General features: G+C 70.8%; 14 protein-coding genes. 8 read left to right on the plus strand and 6 right to left on the minus strand.

Annotated features, from left to right (window positions below; all coding sequences use genetic code 11):
* Positions 1-66: 66 nt before the first annotated feature.
* The 3 genes from DA085_RS06900 to DA085_RS06910 all read left to right on the plus strand — a co-directional run bounded on the left by DA085_RS06900 (position 67) and on the right by DA085_RS06910 (position 2,963).
* Positions 67-525, plus strand: a complete 459-nt coding sequence (locus tag DA085_RS06900; protein ID WP_154402124.1) for a hypothetical protein — start codon at positions 67-69, stop codon at positions 523-525.
* A 103-nt stretch (positions 526-628) separates the two neighbouring features.
* Complete coding sequence (locus DA085_RS06905; protein WP_109472214.1) at positions 629-1,648, plus strand: LLM class F420-dependent oxidoreductase; 1,020 nt, start codon at positions 629-631, stop codon at positions 1,646-1,648.
* A gap of 241 nt (positions 1,649-1,889) precedes the next feature.
* Positions 1,890-2,963 (plus strand): type IV toxin-antitoxin system AbiEi family antitoxin domain-containing protein, encoded by a 1,074-nt coding sequence (locus tag DA085_RS06910; protein WP_109472215.1) that lies wholly within the window; start codon positions 1,890-1,892, stop codon positions 2,961-2,963.
* A gap of 83 nt (positions 2,964-3,046) precedes the next feature.
* On the opposite strand, the gene DA085_RS06915 is transcribed toward DA085_RS06910, so the two are convergent.
* The 4 genes from DA085_RS06915 to DA085_RS06930 form a co-directional block, all read right to left on the minus strand.
* Positions 3,047-4,666, minus strand: a complete 1,620-nt coding sequence (locus tag DA085_RS06915; RefSeq protein WP_109472216.1) for a Na+/H+ antiporter NhaC family protein — start codon at positions 4,664-4,666, stop codon at positions 3,047-3,049.
* Positions 4,667-4,789: 123 nt separating this feature from the next.
* A complete protein-coding gene (locus tag DA085_RS06920) occupies positions 4,790-5,200 on the minus strand; it encodes a DUF2255 family protein (protein ID WP_109472217.1) in 411 nt (136 codons plus the stop codon).
* A gap of 43 nt (positions 5,201-5,243) precedes the next feature.
* On the minus strand, positions 5,244-7,016 hold the full coding sequence (locus DA085_RS06925; RefSeq protein WP_109472218.1) for an acetyl/propionyl/methylcrotonyl-CoA carboxylase subunit alpha: 1,773 nt from the start codon (positions 7,014-7,016) through the stop codon (positions 5,244-5,246).
* A gap of 60 nt (positions 7,017-7,076) precedes the next feature.
* Positions 7,077-7,820 (minus strand): FadR/GntR family transcriptional regulator, encoded by a 744-nt coding sequence (locus DA085_RS06930; protein ID WP_109472219.1) that lies wholly within the window; start codon positions 7,818-7,820, stop codon positions 7,077-7,079.
* Positions 7,821-8,048: 228 nt separating this feature from the next.
* Here DA085_RS06930 and DA085_RS06935 point away from each other — a divergent pair, with 228 nt between their 5' ends.
* Together DA085_RS06935 and DA085_RS06940 are read left to right on the plus strand one after the other, a co-directional pair.
* Entirely contained in the window at positions 8,049-9,734 is a 1,686-nt protein-coding gene (locus tag DA085_RS06935) for an L-lactate permease (RefSeq protein WP_109472220.1), read from the plus strand.
* A 71-nt stretch (positions 9,735-9,805) separates the two neighbouring features.
* Entirely contained in the window at positions 9,806-11,068 is a 1,263-nt protein-coding gene (locus DA085_RS06940; RefSeq protein ID WP_109472221.1) for an alpha-hydroxy acid oxidase, read from the plus strand.
* Between the two features lie 28 nt (positions 11,069-11,096).
* Here the strand turns inward: DA085_RS06940 and DA085_RS06945 are convergent, their stop codons facing one another.
* Together DA085_RS06945 and DA085_RS06950 are read right to left on the minus strand one after the other, a co-directional pair.
* Positions 11,097-12,302: a cysteine desulfurase-like protein gene (locus DA085_RS06945; protein ID WP_109472222.1), complete on the minus strand. Its 1,206-nt coding sequence runs from the start codon at positions 12,300-12,302 to the stop codon at positions 11,097-11,099.
* Positions 12,303-12,417: 115 nt separating this feature from the next.
* Positions 12,418-12,840, minus strand: a complete 423-nt coding sequence (locus DA085_RS06950) for a MerR family transcriptional regulator (RefSeq protein WP_109472223.1) — start codon at positions 12,838-12,840, stop codon at positions 12,418-12,420.
* A 61-nt stretch (positions 12,841-12,901) separates the two neighbouring features.
* On the opposite strand from DA085_RS06950, the gene DA085_RS06955 reads away from it, so the two are divergent.
* The 3 genes from DA085_RS06955 (at position 12,902) to DA085_RS06965 (ending at position 17,371) form a co-directional block, all read left to right on the plus strand.
* Positions 12,902-14,086: an acyl-CoA dehydrogenase family protein gene (locus DA085_RS06955; protein WP_109472224.1), complete on the plus strand. Its 1,185-nt coding sequence runs from the start codon at positions 12,902-12,904 to the stop codon at positions 14,084-14,086.
* A gap of 26 nt (positions 14,087-14,112) precedes the next feature.
* Complete coding sequence (locus tag DA085_RS06960; protein ID WP_109472225.1) at positions 14,113-15,705, plus strand: acyl-CoA carboxylase subunit beta; 1,593 nt, start codon at positions 14,113-14,115, stop codon at positions 15,703-15,705.
* A 118-nt stretch (positions 15,706-15,823) separates the two neighbouring features.
* Positions 15,824-17,371: an alpha/beta hydrolase domain-containing protein gene (locus tag DA085_RS06965; RefSeq protein WP_109472226.1), complete on the plus strand. Its 1,548-nt coding sequence runs from the start codon at positions 15,824-15,826 to the stop codon at positions 17,369-17,371.
* Positions 17,372-17,398 lie beyond the last annotated feature (27 nt).

A 17,398-nucleotide genomic window follows, 5' to 3' on the forward strand; every position in this document is an offset into this window, starting at 1 on the left:
TGTGGCAGGGTAATCCCGTCGAGAGCGCAGGTGAGAGGGCGGGCAACGGTGGACCGAGGCGACCAGTTGGTCAGCAGACCGCACTGGAGCACGCGGCTACGCCTGGTCATCCCGGGAATCGTCGTGCTAGCCATGGGCGTGCTCGGCGCGGTCAAGGGCAACCACCTTGCCTGGGTCCTGGTGGCAGTAGGTCTCTTCGGGCTCTCTGAGCTGTGGCGCTCCGTGAGGGTCCGAGACGGGCGACTGGTCGCGCAGGGCCGGATCGTCCGACGGACCGTGGCACTGACGGAGCTGACAGCGATCGGGGTCTCTCCGGTGCACCGGGTCTGGGTCGGTGCGGCCAGCCGCAGACCGTTCTACCTGCGCATGGTCAACGACCTCGGCGCAGCCGCGTCCAACCCCACGCCGTCCCCCTTCGCCGAAGGCCTTGATCGACTCGCCCGGCAGGCTGGGGCAGACCTGGCCGGTCAGGCTCCGCAGGACGGTTTCCCGCCCCGCGGCACCCGACCGTTCTTCTCCGCCTGACGACGCACCGGGCCCCGCCTGACGACGCACCGGGCCCCGCCTGACGACGCACCGGGCCCCGCCTGGTGCGCGCGGAGCCGGCCGAGCAACATACGTTGTCCCTATGCGCTTCGGAATCTTTGTGCCCCAGGGCTGGCGGATGGACCTGCACGGGATCGCCCCGGCCGACCAGTGGCAGGTGATGCGGGACCTGGCGGTCCGTGCGGACGAGAACCCGCAGTGGGAGTCGATCTGGGTCTATGACCACTTCCACACCACGCCCGAGCCCACGCACGACCCGTGCCACGAGGCGTGGACCCTCATGGCGGCCTTCGCGGCCGCCACGTCCAGGGTGCGGCTCGGCCAGATGTGCACGTGCATGAGCTACCGGGAGCCGACCTACCTGGCGAAGGTCGCAGCGACAGTCGACATCGTCTCCGGCGGGCGGACCGAGATGGGCATCGGCGCAGGCTGGTACGAGCACGAGTGGCGGGCCTACGGCTACGGCTTCCCGCGGGCGGGGGAGCGGCTGGCGCGGCTGCGCGAGGGGGTGGAGATCTTCCGCCAGGCGTGGACGACAGGCAGCGCCACGCTGGACGGCGAGCACTACCAGGTGGACGGGGCGCTGGTGCACCCGCGGCCGCTGCAGGGCACGAGTCTGCCCGGGTCGGAGGCCAACGGGATCCCGATGTGGATCGCAGGCGGTGGCGAACAGAAGACGCTGCGGATCGCCGCGGAGTACGCCGACTACACCAACTTCTTCGGTGACCTGGAAGGCTTCAGGCACAAGTCGGAGGTGCTCGCCGGACACTGCCGCGACATCGGCCGGGACCTCGACAGCATCGTGCGCAGCTCCAACTACAACACCGCCATCGGTCGCGACGAGGCCGAGGTCGAGGAGCGACTGGCCTGGCTGCGCGACCACATGGTCACGACGGGACAGTCCGCGGAGAAGGCCGACGCGGCCATCGCGAGCATGCGCAGGCAGCCGGCCGTGGGCACGCCGGAACAGATCGTCGAGAAGCTCGGCGCGCTGCGTGACGCCGGGCTCGGCTACGCCATCCACTACTTCGCCGAGGCGGCGTGGGACACCTCCGGCATCGAGCTGTTCGAGAGCGAGGTCATCCCCGCGCTCGCCGACTGACACCGCGCCGGGTGGCACGTGGGCTCCCGCCCCTCGACGCCGCTCTGCGCGCTGATGTGGTCCTGTGGACTTTCTTCCTCTGTGTGGGCTTTTGCACCGCACCGCGGGAAAAGTCCACACGGAGGGAAGAAGTTCACGCGGCGCAGCCGGGGGGCCAAGGGCGGTGGAGCCCAAGCCTTGGAGTGGGCAGGCCTGTGGACGGACCCGGCGCATCGAAGCGGTCCCGGTGCACGATGAGCCGATGGATCAGCAGACGGAGCAAGCCGTCCGCAGCGTGGCTGGCGGACAGTGCCGCACCATCAGTCGGCCGCAGGCGCTCGCGGCCGGCATGAGCTCGAGGCAGATCGATGGTCAGCTCCGAGGGCGCCGGTGGCAGCGGATCCACCCCGGGGTCTACGCCACCCACACGGGCCCCCTCGACTGGTCGGCGCGAGTCTGGGCGGCCGTGCTCTACACCGGGTCCGGTGCCGCGCTCTCGCACCAGACAGCAGCATTCATCTGGGGCCTGGAACCCCGAAGACCCTCGGTGCTGAGCCTGGCGATCCCGAGCCGTCGCACGGTGGTGCGCCAACCAGGGCTGAGGGTGGTGCGACGACGTCGGGTCGAGGTCGTGAGGCACAGGCGCCTGCCGATCACCAGCGTCCGGCAGACGGTGCTCGACCTGACGGCGCAGCCCGGATTCACCCTGGACGAGACCGCGGCGCTTCTCGGACGCGCGTCCCAGCGCAATCTCCTCGACCCGGCCGCGCTGCTCGAGCTCCTGGACGCCCAGTGGCACCACCCGATGGCGGGTCGGTTGCGCCGGGCGTGCGCGGATGCTGTGGAGGGCGTCGAGAGTCCGCTGGAGCTGAGGGTCCTGCGTGGTGTCATTCGCGGGCACGGCCTCGCGGGGTTCGAGCTCCAGGTCCCTCACGATGACCAGGATCCACCGGTCTCAGGGCTGCACGTCGCGGCGACCGCGAACCGCGACGGCGAATCAGGGCACCGGGGCCTCGGGGTGGCAGGTGGGCGGCGGCACGTGCGGCGCAGCGACCTGCGCCACCGGGCCCTCGGCATCCGGGTCGAGGGTGATGGCCTGGCCTGGCACGGAGGTGATCGGTTCCACGAGGACCGGTGCCGGGACCGGGAGGCGGCCGCCGTGGGTGACGTCACGGTGCGGGTCACGTGGGACGCGGCGGAGGACCCGTGTCAGGTGGCGTTGGATCTCGCCTGCACGATGACGCACCGCGGGTGGACCGGTGTCCCGACACGGTGCGGCACGTCCTGTGACGTTCCCGAGCGCTGGGCGGTGCGCACCAGGAGGGCGGCAGGCTGACACCCGTCGAGCCTCCGACGCGTACCCTGCGCTGCGGCGTGATCGAGCGGACCCACCGGGGCGGTGGCCGGTGAGTCGCCGGGTTAGTCGGGTTGGGGGAGCAGCCGGTCGGCCTGCTCCTCGATCGGGATCTCCTCCTCGAGCGGGGTGAGCAGGGCCTTGGCGGCCACGGCGCTCAGGCCCAGGGTCACGAGCGTGGCCAGCAGGCCCGCGGTGCCGCTCCTCGTGAGGGCGAACACGACGTAGCCGACCAGGGCGATCCCGGCGGTGACCAACGCGTAGGGCAGCTGGGTGGTGACGTGGGTGATGACGTTGCACCCCGAGCCTGTGCTCGACAGGATCGTCGTGTCGCTGATCGGTGAGCAGTGGTCGCCGAAGACCGCCCCGGCCAGGACCGCCCCGAACGCGGCGAGCAGCAGCTCCGACCCGCCGTCGACGTTGTTCATGATCTGACCCGCGATCGGCAGCAACAGCCCGAAGGACCCCCACGAGGTGCCGGTGGAGAAGGCCATGGCGCCGGCCAGCAGGAACATCAGCGGGATCAGCCAGGCCGGGGGCACCGAGGCGGCCTCGACCAGGCTGCCGAGGTACTCACCGGTGCCGAGCCGGCCGATCAGATCACCCAGCATCCAGGCCAGGAGCAGGATGGACACGGCCGGCATCATCGACTTGATGCCCTCCCAGAACCCCCTGCCGAGGGTGGCGGTGCGGAACCTCGGGTTGTCCGAGGTGTAGCGCAGGTAGTAGTAGAGCGCGGCTCCCAGCCCGAGCGCCCCGCCCCACACTAGTGCCGCGCTGACGTCGGTGTTGGCGAAGATCGACAGGACGTCCCAGCTCCCTCCGGCGCGGTAGCCGGTCCAGGCGATCCCACCGAGCACGCCCGCCACGAGCAGCAGGAACGGGATGACCAGGGCGCGCTTGGCACCGGGGTGGTGCACCGGCAGGTCCTCGGCCAGCTCGCCGGGGATGACCTCGTCCGGGTTGAAGGTGCGGCCTGCGGTGAGGGCGCGGTGCTCCTCGCGGCGCATGGGGCCGATCTCGATGTGCAGCAGCACCATCACCCAGACCATCAGGACGGCCGCGATGGCGTAGTAGTTCATGGCCGCCGCCCCCAGGAAGGCGCCCACGTCGCTGACCACCAGTGTCGACCCGGCCACGATCGGCGCCATGATGCCGATGATGCTCGCGCCCCAGCTGGAGAACGGGGCCAGGACCGAGACCGGCGCCGAGGTCGAGTCGACGATGTAGGCCAGGTGGGCCCGTGAGACGTTGTGCTTGTCCGTGACGGGGCGCGCGACCTGCCCCACCGCGAGCGCGTTGAAGTAGTCGTCGATGAAGATCACGATGCCGAGGGCCGCGGCCAGCATCTTGGACCCTCGCCGGGTGCTGATGCGCTGCACCGCCCAGTCCGAGAACGCGCGGGTGCCGCCCGACATCATGATGAGGGCCGCGATGACGCCCAGCGTGAGCGTGAAGGCGAGGATGAAGACGTAGTAGGTGTTGACGGCGCCCTCGGACCAGAAGATGGCCGAGAAGGCCTGCCAGACCAGGGTGATGGTCTCGATGGGGTCCAGGTCGGCGACCAGGAAGGCGCTGGCGACGACCCCGGACCCCAGGCTCACCAGCACCCGCTTGGTCGCCAGGACGAGCACGATCGCCAGGACCGGCGGGAGGATCGTCAGGATGGGGTAGTGCTCGACCATGTCACGTCCTCCGCAGGTGGTGGGCTGCTCCGCTGCACGAGCCAACCACGGCGGGGTCGCTGTCGCCACCGCCACGCCGGATCGCCTGCGGCCCGCCCGGCTGCGGCGGCCCCGCCGGTGCGGTCAGACCGGTTCGACGCGGAGGGTGCAGGCGAGCGCATCCTCGCTGAGCATCTCCCGGACGGACGAGGGCTCTGCTGCGTACTTGCGTCGCAGCTCCTCGCTGATCGCGGACTGCACCGCGTCGTCGACCGGCACGTAGGTCGTCGTGACCGGCTCGCGGGGGAGGTCCAGCGCGGCCGGGCGGTCGCGTTCGGAGATCTTGCCGTCGCCCATCGCGAAGGCCACAGGACGGCCCGAGCGGACGTGCCGGTACCACCAGGAGCCTGGCCCGTAGGCCGAGCGCAGGTAGGGCACACCGTCGAGCACGACCGACCAGATGGGGGTCGCGATGGGCTCACCGCTGGCCCGCGTGGTGACGATGGCCACCACGTGGGTCCGGTCGAGCAGGTCTACCACGTCGTCAAAGCTCATGCGCGTGTCAGCAGTCGGACGGGCCGGTGCATTCCCGGGCGGGTCAGTCCTTCAGCTCGCAGATCGCTGCACCGTTGCCGACGGTCTGCCCGACCTCGGCGGCCAGACCGGTGACGGTGCCCGCCTTGTGGGCGTTGATCGGCTGCTCCATCTTCATCGCCTCGAGCACAACCACCAGGTCGCCCTCGGCCACCTGCTGACCCTCCTCGACGGCGATCTTGACGATGGTGCCCTGCATCGGTGCGGTCACGGCATCACCGGAGGCCGCCGCCGCGCCACCGCCGGAGCGGGACCGCTTCGGCGCCTTCCTGCGGGCACCGGTCCCGTTGCTGCTGCCGAGCGCGAGACCGCCGGGCAGGGAGACCTCCACGCGCTTGCCGCCGACCTCGACGACCAGGTTCTGCCGCTCCTCGGGCTCGGTGTCGGCATCCGCCGTCGGGCCGGAGTAGGGCTCGATCCGGTTGTCGAACTCGGTCTCCATCCAGCGCGTGTGCACCGAGAACGGGGTCGTCGGGTCCTCCGGGGCGAACGCCGGGTCCTCGACGACGGCGCGGTGGAAGGTCAGGGCGGTCGGCATGCCCTCCACGACGAACTCGGCCAGCGCGCGCCGCGACCGGGCCAGGGCCTCCTGCCGGGTCCGGCCGGTGACGATGAGCTTGGCCAGCATGGAGTCGAAGGCGCCGGCGACGACATCCCCCTGCTCCACACCGGAGTCCACGCGCACGCCCGGGCCGCTGGGGACCCGGTAGGTCAGCACGGAGCCCGGCGCGGGCAGGAACCCGCGGCCGGGGTCCTCGCCGTTGATGCGGAACTCGAAGGAGTGACCACGGACGTCGGTCGCGTCGTAGCCCAGCTCCTCACCGTCGGCGATGCGGAACTGCTCGCGCACCAGGTCGATGCCGGTGACCTCCTCGGTGACCGGGTGCTCGACCTGCAGGCGGGTGTTGACCTCGAGGAAGGAGATGGTGCCGTCCTGGCCGACGAGGAACTCGCAGGTGCCCGCCCCGACGTAGCCGGCCTCCTTCAGGATCGCCTTGGAGGCACGGTCCAGCTCGGCCTGCTGCTCCGGGGACAGGAACGGCGCGGGGGCCTCCTCGACGAGCTTCTGGTGACGGCGCTGCAGGGAGCAGTCCCGGGTGGAGACCACGACCACGTTGCCGTGCTGGTCGGCCAGGCACTGGGTCTCGACGTGGCGGGGCCGGTCGAGGTAGCGCTCGACAAAGCACTCGCCGCGACCGAAGGCCGAGACCGCCTCGCGGACCGCCGAGTCGAACAGCTCGGGGATCTCCTCGATGGTGCGGGCGACCTTCAGCCCACGTCCGCCACCGCCGTAGGCCGCCTTGATCGCGATCGGGAGCCCGTGCTCCTGGGCGAAGGCCACGATCTCGTCGGCGTCTGCCACCGGGTCCTTGGTGCCGGGCACGAGCGGGGCGCCGGCAGCCGTGGCGATGTGCCGGGCCCTGACCTTGTCGCCGAGGGCGTCGATGGCCTGCGGGCCGGGGCCGATCCAGGTCAGTCCGGCGTCGAGGACGGCCTGGGCGAAGGAGGCGTTCTCCGCCAGGAAGCCGTAGCCCGGGTGGACCGCGTCGGCCCCGGACTGCTTCGCGATGTCGATCAGCTTCTCCTGCACGAGGTAGGAGTCGCCCGGCGTGCTGCCCCCCAGGGCGTAGGCCTCGTCGGCCATCTTCACGTGCAGCGCATCACGGTCCGGCTCGGCGTAGACGGCGACGGACCCGAGGCCGGCGTCCTTACAGGCACGGGCGATGCGGACGGCGATCTCGCCGCGGTTTGCGATAAGGACCTTGCTGATCGGCATGGGCACACACTAATGCCAGGCCGTATGCGGTGTGGTGGGCGAGGTGCTCGGAGCCGCGTCTCAGTGCTCGGTCAGGTCGGGGAGGGCCGACGCAGCGCCCCGGATGTGGGCCTCGACGAGATCGGCGGCCAGATCGGCCCGGCCCTCGCGGATCGCCTCGTGGATGCCGTGGTGCTCGGTCCGCAGCACCGACGCCAGGGCCTCCCAGTCGGTCACCTTGCGGAACGCCTCGAGGTGGCGCGAGCGCAGCGAGGCGCGGATCGCCTCGGTCAGGTTGGAGAAGAGCCGGTTGCCGCCCGCCTGGGCGATGGCGACGTGGAAGTCCGTGTCGGCGTCGTTGAACGTCTCCCGGTCCAGACTCTCCGTGTCCATCAGGGTCAGGGGGACGCGCATGGCCTCGACGGCCTCGGCGCTGGCCCGTTGCGCGGCGAGCGCGGCGCTGGAACGTTCGAGGAGGATGCGCGCCTCAACGACCTCGTCGACCTGGAAGTTGGCGAGCTCGACGTGCAGCCGGAGGAGTCGGGTCAGCGCGGCGCTCGGCATGGAGGCGATGAAGGTCCCGGCGCCGCGACCGGAGCCCACGCTCGATCGCAGGACACCGTGGCTCTCCAGGACGCGGATGGCCTCCCGGACGCCGGCCCGGCTCACCTGGAGGCGGGCAGCCAGGTCACGCTCGGGCGGGAGCGGATCACCCACCGTGAGGGTCCCGGCCATGATCTGGTCCTCGATGGCCTCGATGACCAGCTCGTGCGTGCTGTTGCGGGCCACCGGACCCCACGCCGGGCCGCTCTCCGCACTCGCCATCTGTGGTCCAACCTCTGGGTGGTCGTGTCCTTGTGTGGTCTGAGTCAGTTGTAGCACACGGGCGGCGCTAAAGAACTTCTTGGCGCGAGGGTCTTGACGCCGCCCCGGCGCATCCCTACTCTTCTCTTAGTGGTCAGACCACTAAGAGATCAACCAATACATCCCTAACCACCCAGTCCATCAACGGCGATGAACCAGTGTCGCGCCGCCGATGAGTACGGAGGCGATATGTACACCCCTGATCTGGCGCCGGTCGCAGGAAGCCTGTTGTGGTCCTCCCTGGTCGCGCTGCTGCCGCTCGTGACGATCTTCGTGACGCTGGGCGTGCTGTGCTGGAAGGCCTACTGGGCAGGCCTGGCCGCTCTGGCTGTCGCCGGGTTCGTGGCGGTGCTTGCCTACGGCATGCCGATTCACCTGGTTGGGCTGTCCGCCACCCAGGGGTTCGCCTTCGGCCTGTTCCCCATCATGTGGATCGTCGTGAACGCCATCTGGCTCTATGAGCTCACGGTCCGGTCGGGGCGCTTCGAGGACCTGCGCCTCGTCATCGACCTGATCTCTGACGACCCACGCGTGCAGGCGATCATCATCGCGTTCTGCTTCGGTGGCCTGTTGGAGGCGCTGGCCGGGTTCGGTGCCCCGGTCGCGATCACGGGCGTCATGCTGATGGCCGTCGGCTTCACCGCCATGCGGGCGGCGAGCGTCGTCCTGATCGCGAACACCGCCCCCGTCGCCTTCGGGGCCATCGCGATCCCGATCATCACCGCGGGCAACCTCACCGGCATCGACTACGAGCACATCGGTGCAGTGGTCGGTCGGCAGACGCCGTTCCTCGCGGCCCTGGTCCCCTTGTTCCTCGTGGTGCTGGTGGACGGCCGCCGGGGTCTGAGGCAGTTGTGGCCGCTCGCCGCGACCGTGGGGGTGGCCTTCGCGGTGGCGCAGTTCGTCTCCTCGAACTGGCTCTCCGTGGAGCTCACCGACATCGTCGCCTCGTTGGCGGGTCTGGCCGCCGCCGTGCTGGTGCTGCGGGTGTGGAAGCCGAGCGGCGGCCGGGAGGCGCTGCAGCGGATGGACAGCGAGCGCGCGCACGAGGATGCCGACCCGGTCTCGCCGGAGGCCGCCGGAGGTGGCGTGGCGACCGCCCGACGCACGACGGTGGCGCTCACCCCGACCAGGGTGTTCCTCGCACTGTTCCCCTACCTGCTGGTCATTGCGGTCTTCTCACTGGCCAAGCTCTGGGCGCCGCTGACCGGCTGGCTGGCGGGGACAGATGTGAAGATCCCCTGGCCCGGGCTGGACGGCAACGTGTTCACCCCGGCCGGCGAGCTCTCGACCAGCACCGTCTACAGCCTCCAGTGGCTCTCCTCTCCCGGCACGCTCCTGCTGGTCTCGGGCCTCGTGGTGGCACTCGTCTACCGGATGTCGGGCAGGGACACCCTCGGCGTCTACCGGGAGACCGTCGTCAAGCTCCGCTTCGCCATCCTGACGGTGGGCTCCGTCCTCGCCCTGGCCTATGTGATGAACCAGTCCGGCCAGACGATCACCATCGGTTCCTGGATCGCCGGCACCGGCGCGGCGTTCGCGTTCTTCTCGCCGGTGCTCGGCTGGCTGGGCACCGCGGTCACCGGGTCGGACACCAGCGCCAACGCGCTCTTTGCCACGCTGCAGCAGACCGCCGCCGAGAAGGCCGGCATCGACCCGGCCCTGCTCGTCGCGGCCAACACCTCCGGTGGTGTGGTGGGCAAGATGATCAGCCCGCAGAACCTCACCATCGCCGCCACCGCGGTCGGTCTGGTCGGCCGGGAGTCCGATATCTTCCGGAAGGTCATCTGGTGGAGCGTGGGCATGCTGCTCGCCCTGTGCCTGCTCGTCGGACTGCAGTCGACAGTCCTCTCCTGGATGATCCCCACACCATGACCCGACTCGAGCAGCCCGAACAGCCCGTCCCGCCGACGGTGCCGTCCCGCCCCCCGAAGGAGACAGCCAGCATGGTCCAGCGTCAGGCCCCTCGTCCCGCAGAGGTCCTCGAGCTCATGAAGTTCAAGAAGTTCGAGCGCAACGGCCGCAGGCGCCGTCTGCAGTCGGCGCAGACCATCGAGGACCTGCGCCGGATCGCCAAGCGGCGGACACCGGCAGCCGCGTTCGACTACACCGACGGTGGCGCCGAGGACGAGATCTCGCTGAAGCGCGCCGTGCAGGCGTTCGAGGACGTGGAGTTCCACCCGGCGATCCTCAACGACGTCTCAGAGGTCAGCACCGCGACCACGGTCCTGGGCGACACCTCGGCGCTGCCGTTCGGGATCGCACCGACCGGCTTCACGCGCCTGATGCAGACGGAGGGAGAGGTGGCAGGTGCCGGGGCCGCTGGTGCCGCGGGCATCCCGTTCACCCTCTCCACACTGGGCACGACCTCGATCGAGGCCGTGAAGGCGGCCAACCCGCACGGACGCAACTGGTTCCAGCTCTACGTCATGCGCCAGCGCGAGATCTCCTACGGCCTCGTCGAGCGTGCGGCCGCCGCAGGCTATGACACCCTGCTGTTCACGGTCGACACGCCCGTGGCCGGCGCCCGCCTGCGGGACACCCGCAACGGCTTCTCCATCCCGCCGCAGCTCGCCCTCCGGACGGTGGCCAACGCCTCGCTGCGCCCCTGGTGGTGGTGGGACTTCCTGACCACCGCCAAGCTGGAGTTCGCGTCCCTGTCGGAGACCGGTGGCACGGTCGGGGAGCTGCTCAACTCCGCGATGGACCCCTCGATCAACTACGGGGACCTCGCCGAGATCAGGGCGATGTGGCCGGGCAAGCTGGCGGTGAAGGGTGTCCAGACGGTCAGTGACGCCCGGAAGCTGACCGACCTCGGAGTGGACGCGATCGTGCTCTCCAACCACGGCGGGCGACAGCTCGACCGCGCACCGGTGCCCTTCCACCTGCTGCCGCAGGTCGTCCGCGAGGTCGGGCGGGACACCGAGATCATCGTGGACACCGGCATCCGCAACGGCGCCGACGTGGTCGCCTCACTGGCGCTCGGCGCGCAGTTCACCCTCATCGGCCGGGCCTACCTCTACGGCCTGATGGCCGGCGGCCGACAGGGCGTGGACCGGGCGATCGAGATCCTCGCCGACCAGGTCCGGCGCACCATGCAGCTGCTCCAGGTCCGCAGCGTCGAGGAGCTGAACCCCTCGCACGTCACCCAGCTCACCCGGTTCAACCGCGTGGACCTCGCGTCCCAGGAGGCCATCGAGCGGGTCTGACAGGCGGCCGGCGGACGGAGGAGTGCGATCAGCCGCAGGGCAGGGTCCGCAGTCCCTCGAGCAGGCGGTCGACGTCCGCCTCGTCGGTGTACGGCGCCAGCCCGACCCGGACCCCGCCGTCGGCCCCGAGTCCCAGGTGGTGGCTGGTCTCCCAGGCGTAGAAGTGGCCCGCGGGGGCGTTGACGCCCCGGTCGGCGAGGTGCTGCCGGACCGTCTGCGGGTCGACTCCCTCGATGGTGAGCAGCAGTGTCGGGGTGCGCCTCGCGGCGTTGCTGTGGAGCCGGACTCCCGGCAGCTCGCGGAGGGCCGGCTCGAGGCGGGACAGCAGGTGCTCCTCGTGTCCCTCCAGGGCGGCGTATGACGTGGCGAGCCGCTCCCTGCGGGTGCCGGTCTGTCCCGGGACCAGGTCGGCCAGGAAGTCCACCGCGGCGGTCGTCCCGGCCAGCAGCTCGTAGGGAAGGGTGCCGAGCTCGAAGCGCTCGGGGACAGCGTCCGTCGAGGGCAGCAGCTTGGCCGGCCGGAGCGGCTCCAGCGTCTCCGGCCGCGCGGCCAGCACACCACAGTGCGGGCCGAGGAACTTGTAGGGCGAACACACCCAGAAGTCGGCGCCGGAGGCCTCCAGGTCGGGGAGCGCGTGGGCCGTCGCGTGGACACCGTCGACCCAGAGCTGCGCCCCGACGCCGTGCACCAGCTCGGCGATCGCGGGCAGGTCGGGACGGGTGCCGATGAGGTTCGAGGCCGCGGTGAGCGCGACCAGCACGGTCCGCCCGGACAGCGCCGCCGACAGGTGCTTGGTGGTGAGCTCACCCGTCGCCGGGTCGAAGTCCACCCACCGGACGGTCGCACCCGCCTGCTCCGCGGCATACAGCCAGGGACGCACATTGCAGTCGTGGTCCAGACGACTGACCACGACCTCGTCCCCCGGCTCCCAGCCCGCCGCCAGGGTGCGGCTGACGTGGAAGGTCAGCTCGGTGGCCGACCGGCCGAAGACCACGCCGCGCGGCTCCACGGCGAGGAGATCGCCCATCGCCCGGCGGGCGGCCCCCACGATCTCCTCCGCGCGGCGCTCGGCCGCGGTGACCGTGCCCCGGTTGGCGACGGCCGCCAGCAGTGTGTCCGCGACGGCGCGGGCCACCGGCTCGGGCGTCTGGGTGCCACCCGGTCCGTCGAAGTGGGCCGCGCCCTCGGCGAGGGCGGGGAACTGGGCACGGACGGCAGCCACGTCATACGTCATGGGCCGATCCTGCCGCACCTGCGCAGGCCCACGGCAGGAGGGTGGTGCTCTCTCGGGCGGGTCAGAACCGGCGCCGCAAGGGCCGCGGTCTCACGCAGTGAGGTGTGGGAGACCGCTACGAGGGCCGGCGTGAGCCGAGGCGCCGCAGGTCCTCCTGGCAGCGGTGCTGCAGCTCCTCCAGCTCGGCGAGGGAGTCCTCGATATCGCGGCGCCGGCTCTCCAGGTCCTGGCGGCGGTCGTCGATCTGGGCCAGGAGGTACCGCAGCTGACCGGCCTCACCCGGCTGCTCGTCATACATGTCGATGATCGTGCGGATCTCCTCCAGCGGGAACCCGAGCCGCCGACCCCGCATGATCAGGGCGAGCCGGATGCGGTCCCGGCGGTGGTAGATCCGCTGGGTTCCGCGGCGCTCGGGCGAGATCAGGCCGAGCTCCTCGTAGTGGCGCACGGTGCGGTGCGTGATCCCGAACTCCTCGGCCATCTCCGCGATGGTCCAGGTGCTCGGTGGGTGAGGGGCCGCGGCCTGCGCACTTGTCATAGCCACCCATCGTGCTTTACGTTGACGTTAACGTCAAGCACCGAAGAGAGGCCGGCCAGCGATGTTCGAGCTCAGCAAGGACCACGAGGACTTCCGTCGACTCGTCCGCGACTTCGCGGAGGCCGAGATCGCCCCGCACGTCGAGGAGTGGGACCGCACCAGCCACTTCCCGGCCGACCTCGTGCCCAAGATGGGCGAGCTGGGCCTCTTCGGTCTGGAGGCGCCCGAGGAGTTCGGTGGCGCCGGGATGGGCCACGAGGGCTTCTCCTACCTGTGCGTGGCGATCGAGGAGCTCGGCCGGGTCGACCAGGCCATGGGCATCACGCTGGAGGCCGGGGTCGGCCTGGGCATCAACCCGATCCAGACCTACGGCTCCCAGGAGCAGAAGGAGCGCTGGCTGCCGGACCTGGTGCAGGGCAAAGCGCTCGCCGGTTTCGGTCTCACCGAGCCCGAGGCCGGCTCGGATGCCGGCGCCACGCGCACCCGCGCCGTCCTGGAGGGTGGTGAGTGGGTCGTCAACGGGGCCAAGTCGTTCATCACCAACTCCGGCACGGACATCACGTCCGTCGTCACGGTGACCGCCAGGACCGGGGAGCTGGCCGACGGCCGGCCCGAGATCAGCGCGATCATCCTGCCCAACGGCACGCCCGGGTTCACCGTCGAGCCGCCCTACCGCAAGCTCGGCTGGCACATCTCCGACACCCACGGCCTCACCTTCGAGGGCGCCCGGGTCCCCGAGGCGAACCTGCTCGGCGAGCGCGGCCACGGGTTCAAGCAGTTCCTGAAGACGCTGGACGACGGTCGCATCGCGATCGCCGCCCTCGCCGTCGGCTGCCTGCAGCGGATGCTGGAGGAGACCACCCGCTACAGCCAGGAGCGCCTGGCCTTCGGCAGGCCGATCGCGACCTACCAGGGTGTCTCGTTCCAGGTCGCCGACATCGCGGTGATGACCGAGGCCGCCCGGGCCCTGGTCTACAAGGCCGCCTGGCTGCGTGAGCAGCAGGCCGCGGGCAGGCGCTCGGTGGCGGAGGTCAAGCAGGCCGCCGCGATCGCCAAGCTGTATGCCACCGAGTCCGCCGTCACCGCCACCAGGATGGCCACGCAGGTCTTCGGCGGCAACGGCTTCATGGAGGAGTACCCCGTCGCCCGGTTCTACCGCGACGCCAAGATCCTGGAGATCGGCGAGGGCACCTCCGAGGTCCAACGCATGCTGATCGCCCGCGGCCTCGGCCTGCCGGCCGCCTGAGCCCGACACCTGACACGATGAGCGCTATGACCTCCCAGCCCGATCCCGGCCAGGCGCCCTTCGCCGACCCCACCGAGGGGACCGACGCCCGGGTGGGGGACGTCCGCCGCCGGTTCGCCACGGCATACCAGGACTCCCAGGCACCCTCGGAGAAGGCGCGGGCCAAGCTCGACAGCCAGAACAAGCTCTATGTCCGCGACCGGATCGCCCTGCTCTTCGACGAGGGCAGCTTCGTGGAGGACGGCCGCTACGCCAACGCGACTGCGACCGGGCTGCCCGCGGACGGGGTGGTGACCGGTCGCGGCGAGGTCGACGGCCGCCCCGCGATCGTGGTGGCCAACGACCCGACCGTCAAGGCCGGCTCGTGGGGCGCCCGGACGGTGGAGAAGATCATCCGGGCCACCGAGGCGGCCCTGCGCGAGGAGCTCCCGATCTTCTGGTTCGTCGACTCCGCCGGCGCGCGCATCACCGACCAGGTCGAGCTGTTCCCCGGCCGTCGCGGGGCAGGGCGGATCTTCCACAACCAGGTCGCGCTGTCCGGCAAGGTGCCGCAGATCTGCTGCCTGTTCGGCCCGTCGGCCGCCGGTGGTGCCTACATCCCCAGCTTCACCGACCTCATCATCATGGTCGAGGGCAACGCCTCGATGTACCTCGGCAGTCCGCGGATGGCCGAGATGGTCGTCGGGGAGAAGGTCTCGCTCGAGGAGATGGGCGGCGCCCGGATGCACTGCACCGTCTCCGGTGTCGGTGACCTGCTGGCCGCCGACGACACCGAGGCGATCGAGCTGGCCAAGCTGTACTTCTCCTACGTGCCGGACAACTGGCGCAGCCCCGTCCCCCGCTACGAGGCCGAGGAGCCGGCGGCGCCGCTGACCCGGCACACCGTCCCGGAGTCGGAGTCACTGCCGTTCGACATCCGCGAGGTCATCGACGGGCTGGTCGACGACGACAGCTTCTTCGAGATCAAGCCGCTGTTCGCCGCGGAGCTGGTCATCGGTTTCGGCCGCATGGCGGGGGAGACCGTCGGGATCGTCGCCAACAACTCCGCGGTCAAGGGCGGGGTGCTGTTCACCGACTCCGCCGACAAGGCCACCCGGTTCATCTGGCTGTGCGACGCCTTCGGGATCCCGCTGGTCTACCTGGCCGACGTGCCGGGCTTCATGATCGGCTCCGAGGTCGAGCGCGGCGGCATCATCCGGCACGGGGCCAAGATGGTCTCGGCCGTCTCCGAGGCGACGGTCCCGCAGTTCTGCGTGGTGGTCCGCAAGGCCTACGGCGCCGGCCTGTATGCGATGGGCGGCCCGGGGTTCATGCCGGACGCCACCCTGGCACTGCCGACCGCCAAGATCGCGGTGATGGGCCCCGAGGCGGCGGTCAACGCGGTCTACGCCAACAAGATCGCCGAGATCGCCGACCCGGACGAGCGCGCCGCGTTCGTGGCCGCGCGTCGCGCGGAGTACGAGGAGGACGTCGACCTGGAGCGGCTCGCCGCCGACCTGGTGATCGACGGGGTCGTCGAGGCCGACGCGCTCCGGGCGGAGCTGCTGCACCGGCTGCGGTATGCCGCGCGCCGGGACCGGCACTTCTCCTCCCGTCATCGGGCGGTCCCGCCGGTCTGACCCCGCCTGGGCGGGGGCCGGGGGCAACATGCGGCAACACCCTTGCGTGCGGCGGGCGCTCGGTGAGGCTCGGGGACGATCGACCCCCTTGTCGACCTCGTCCCGAAGGAGCCTTCCCATGTCTGCGTCCCACCGAGCGACGGTCGCCACAGCCGTCGCCGCCCTGGTCCTGTCGGCCGCCCCGGTCACGGGGGCAGCGGCCGATCCCGGCGATGCCCTCGACGAGCTGACGGCCGTGCCGTCGGTGGTGCACGTCCCGCGCACGACCGACTCCTACCCGTTCAACGCGGCCGACCACGCGCGCGTGCCGGTCGACCTCGAGGGCCACGGCTACGTCGAGGAGGAGTTCTTCCTCTCCGGCTACGCCAACGTCTACACCAAGGCCGACGGCAGCCTGGGCGTCCAGCGCAGCGAGGTCCCCTACACCAACCGCATCCTGGTTCGTCGTCCAGCCCAGGAGCAGCGGGCCTCCGGCACCGTGATCGTCGACATCTACAACGCGTCCAACGGCTACGACATCGAGGACATGTGGCGCCGGCTGTACAGCACCATCCTCGAGAACAACCACACCTACGTCGGGGTGACCAGTAAGCCGATCAACGTCGACGCCCTCTACACCTTCGACCCGGCCCGCTACGACGACCTCACCTGGCAGGACGAGGAGTGCGAGCGGACGCCTGTGGACCTCGAGGCACCGGGCGGCGTGTGGCAGGTGGTGCCCTGCACCGAGTCCGGCCTGGCCTGGGACATCTTCACCCAGACCGGCAACGCCCTGCGTGACCCGGTCGCGGGCAGCCAGCTCCTCGGTGGGGCCGAGGTCCGGACGATGCTGCTGGTCGGCCAGTCCCAGTCCGGGATGTATCTCAACACCTACGTCAACCACTTCCACGAGGCGGTGACCGCGGCCAACGGGCACCACGTCTTCGACGGCTACCTGACGGCCGCGGCCAACTGGGTCGAGCGCCCCATCAGCGACGCCGAGTTCCAGAACCCCGCGCTGGTCGACGACGGGCTCGGCCTGGCCTTCCTCGAGGGCCCACAGGAGCCGGTCGACGTGGACGTGCCGTGGCTCAGCGTCGACACCGAGGGCGACGCGCTGCTGTTCCCGAAGGTCGCGCTGCTCCCGCGCGAGCTGGACGGCGACGCCCGCGTCTGGCAGGTTCCGGGCACGTCGCACACCTACTCGATGTCGCCCGTCGTGCCGGACAACGCCGAGCTCCTCAGGGCCGGCCGCCCGGCCCGGGTCTTCCCGTCGGTCTACACGCCCTACCCCGGCGAGCCCGCGATGTGGGCCGCCACCCAGGCGCTCGTCGACGCGCACCAGCGCGACACGGCGCTGCCGGACAGCCGCTGGTTCGAGCGCGATGCCGACGGGAACCTCGCGCGGGACGAGGCGGGCAACGCCCTCGGCGGTGTGCGATACGGGCTGCTGGAGTCCGGCGTCGCGGAGTTCCTCGGTGCCGCCGCTCCCGGCGACATGAACGGCGTCGCAAACCCGGTCAGTCTGACCGAGTTCGGGCAGAGGTGGAACAACCGCTCGCAGTTCCTGGCCGAGCAGCGGGCCCTGGACAACAGGCTGCGCCAGCAGGGCTACCTGACCAGGGACGGGCATGACCTCATGGCCGAGCGCGCCGAGGTCGTCCTGGACCGGATCGGCGTCCGCTGAGCTGACCGTCGTCCCGGCGTGCTGCAC

Source organism: Ornithinimicrobium cavernae (assembly GCF_003121625.1).
Lineage (GTDB): Bacteria > Actinomycetota > Actinomycetes > Actinomycetales > Dermatophilaceae > Ornithinicoccus > Ornithinicoccus cavernae.

What these genes read in the sequence shown, in the direction of transcription:
- DA085_RS06905 (WP_109472214.1), top strand. Translation starts at nt 629, where the DNA reads ATGCGCTTCGGAATCTTTGTGCCCCAGGGCTGGCGGATGGACCTGCAC.
- DA085_RS06910 (WP_109472215.1), top strand. Translation starts at nt 1,890, where the DNA reads ATGGATCAGCAGACGGAGCAAGCCGTCCGCAGCGTGGCTGGCGGACAG.
- DA085_RS06915 (WP_109472216.1), bottom strand. Translation starts at nt 4,666, where the DNA reads ATGGTCGAGCACTACCCCATCCTGACGATCCTCCCGCCGGTCCTGGCG.
- DA085_RS06920 (WP_109472217.1), bottom strand. Translation starts at nt 5,200, where the DNA reads ATGAGCTTTGACGACGTGGTAGACCTGCTCGACCGGACCCACGTGGTG.
- DA085_RS06925 (WP_109472218.1), bottom strand. Translation starts at nt 7,016, where the DNA reads ATGCCGATCAGCAAGGTCCTTATCGCAAACCGCGGCGAGATCGCCGTC.
- DA085_RS06930 (WP_109472219.1), bottom strand. Translation starts at nt 7,820, where the DNA reads ATGGCGAGTGCGGAGAGCGGCCCGGCGTGGGGTCCGGTGGCCCGCAAC.
- DA085_RS06935 (WP_109472220.1), top strand. Translation starts at nt 8,049, where the DNA reads ATGTACACCCCTGATCTGGCGCCGGTCGCAGGAAGCCTGTTGTGGTCC.
- DA085_RS06940 (WP_109472221.1), top strand. Translation starts at nt 9,806, where the DNA reads ATGGTCCAGCGTCAGGCCCCTCGTCCCGCAGAGGTCCTCGAGCTCATG.
- DA085_RS06945 (WP_109472222.1), bottom strand. Translation starts at nt 12,302, where the DNA reads ATGACGTATGACGTGGCTGCCGTCCGTGCCCAGTTCCCCGCCCTCGCC.
- DA085_RS06950 (WP_109472223.1), bottom strand. Translation starts at nt 12,840, where the DNA reads ATGACAAGTGCGCAGGCCGCGGCCCCTCACCCACCGAGCACCTGGACC.
- DA085_RS06955 (WP_109472224.1), top strand. Translation starts at nt 12,902, where the DNA reads ATGTTCGAGCTCAGCAAGGACCACGAGGACTTCCGTCGACTCGTCCGC.
- DA085_RS06960 (WP_109472225.1), top strand. Translation starts at nt 14,113, where the DNA reads ATGACCTCCCAGCCCGATCCCGGCCAGGCGCCCTTCGCCGACCCCACC.
- DA085_RS06965 (WP_109472226.1), top strand. Translation starts at nt 15,824, where the DNA reads ATGTCTGCGTCCCACCGAGCGACGGTCGCCACAGCCGTCGCCGCCCTG.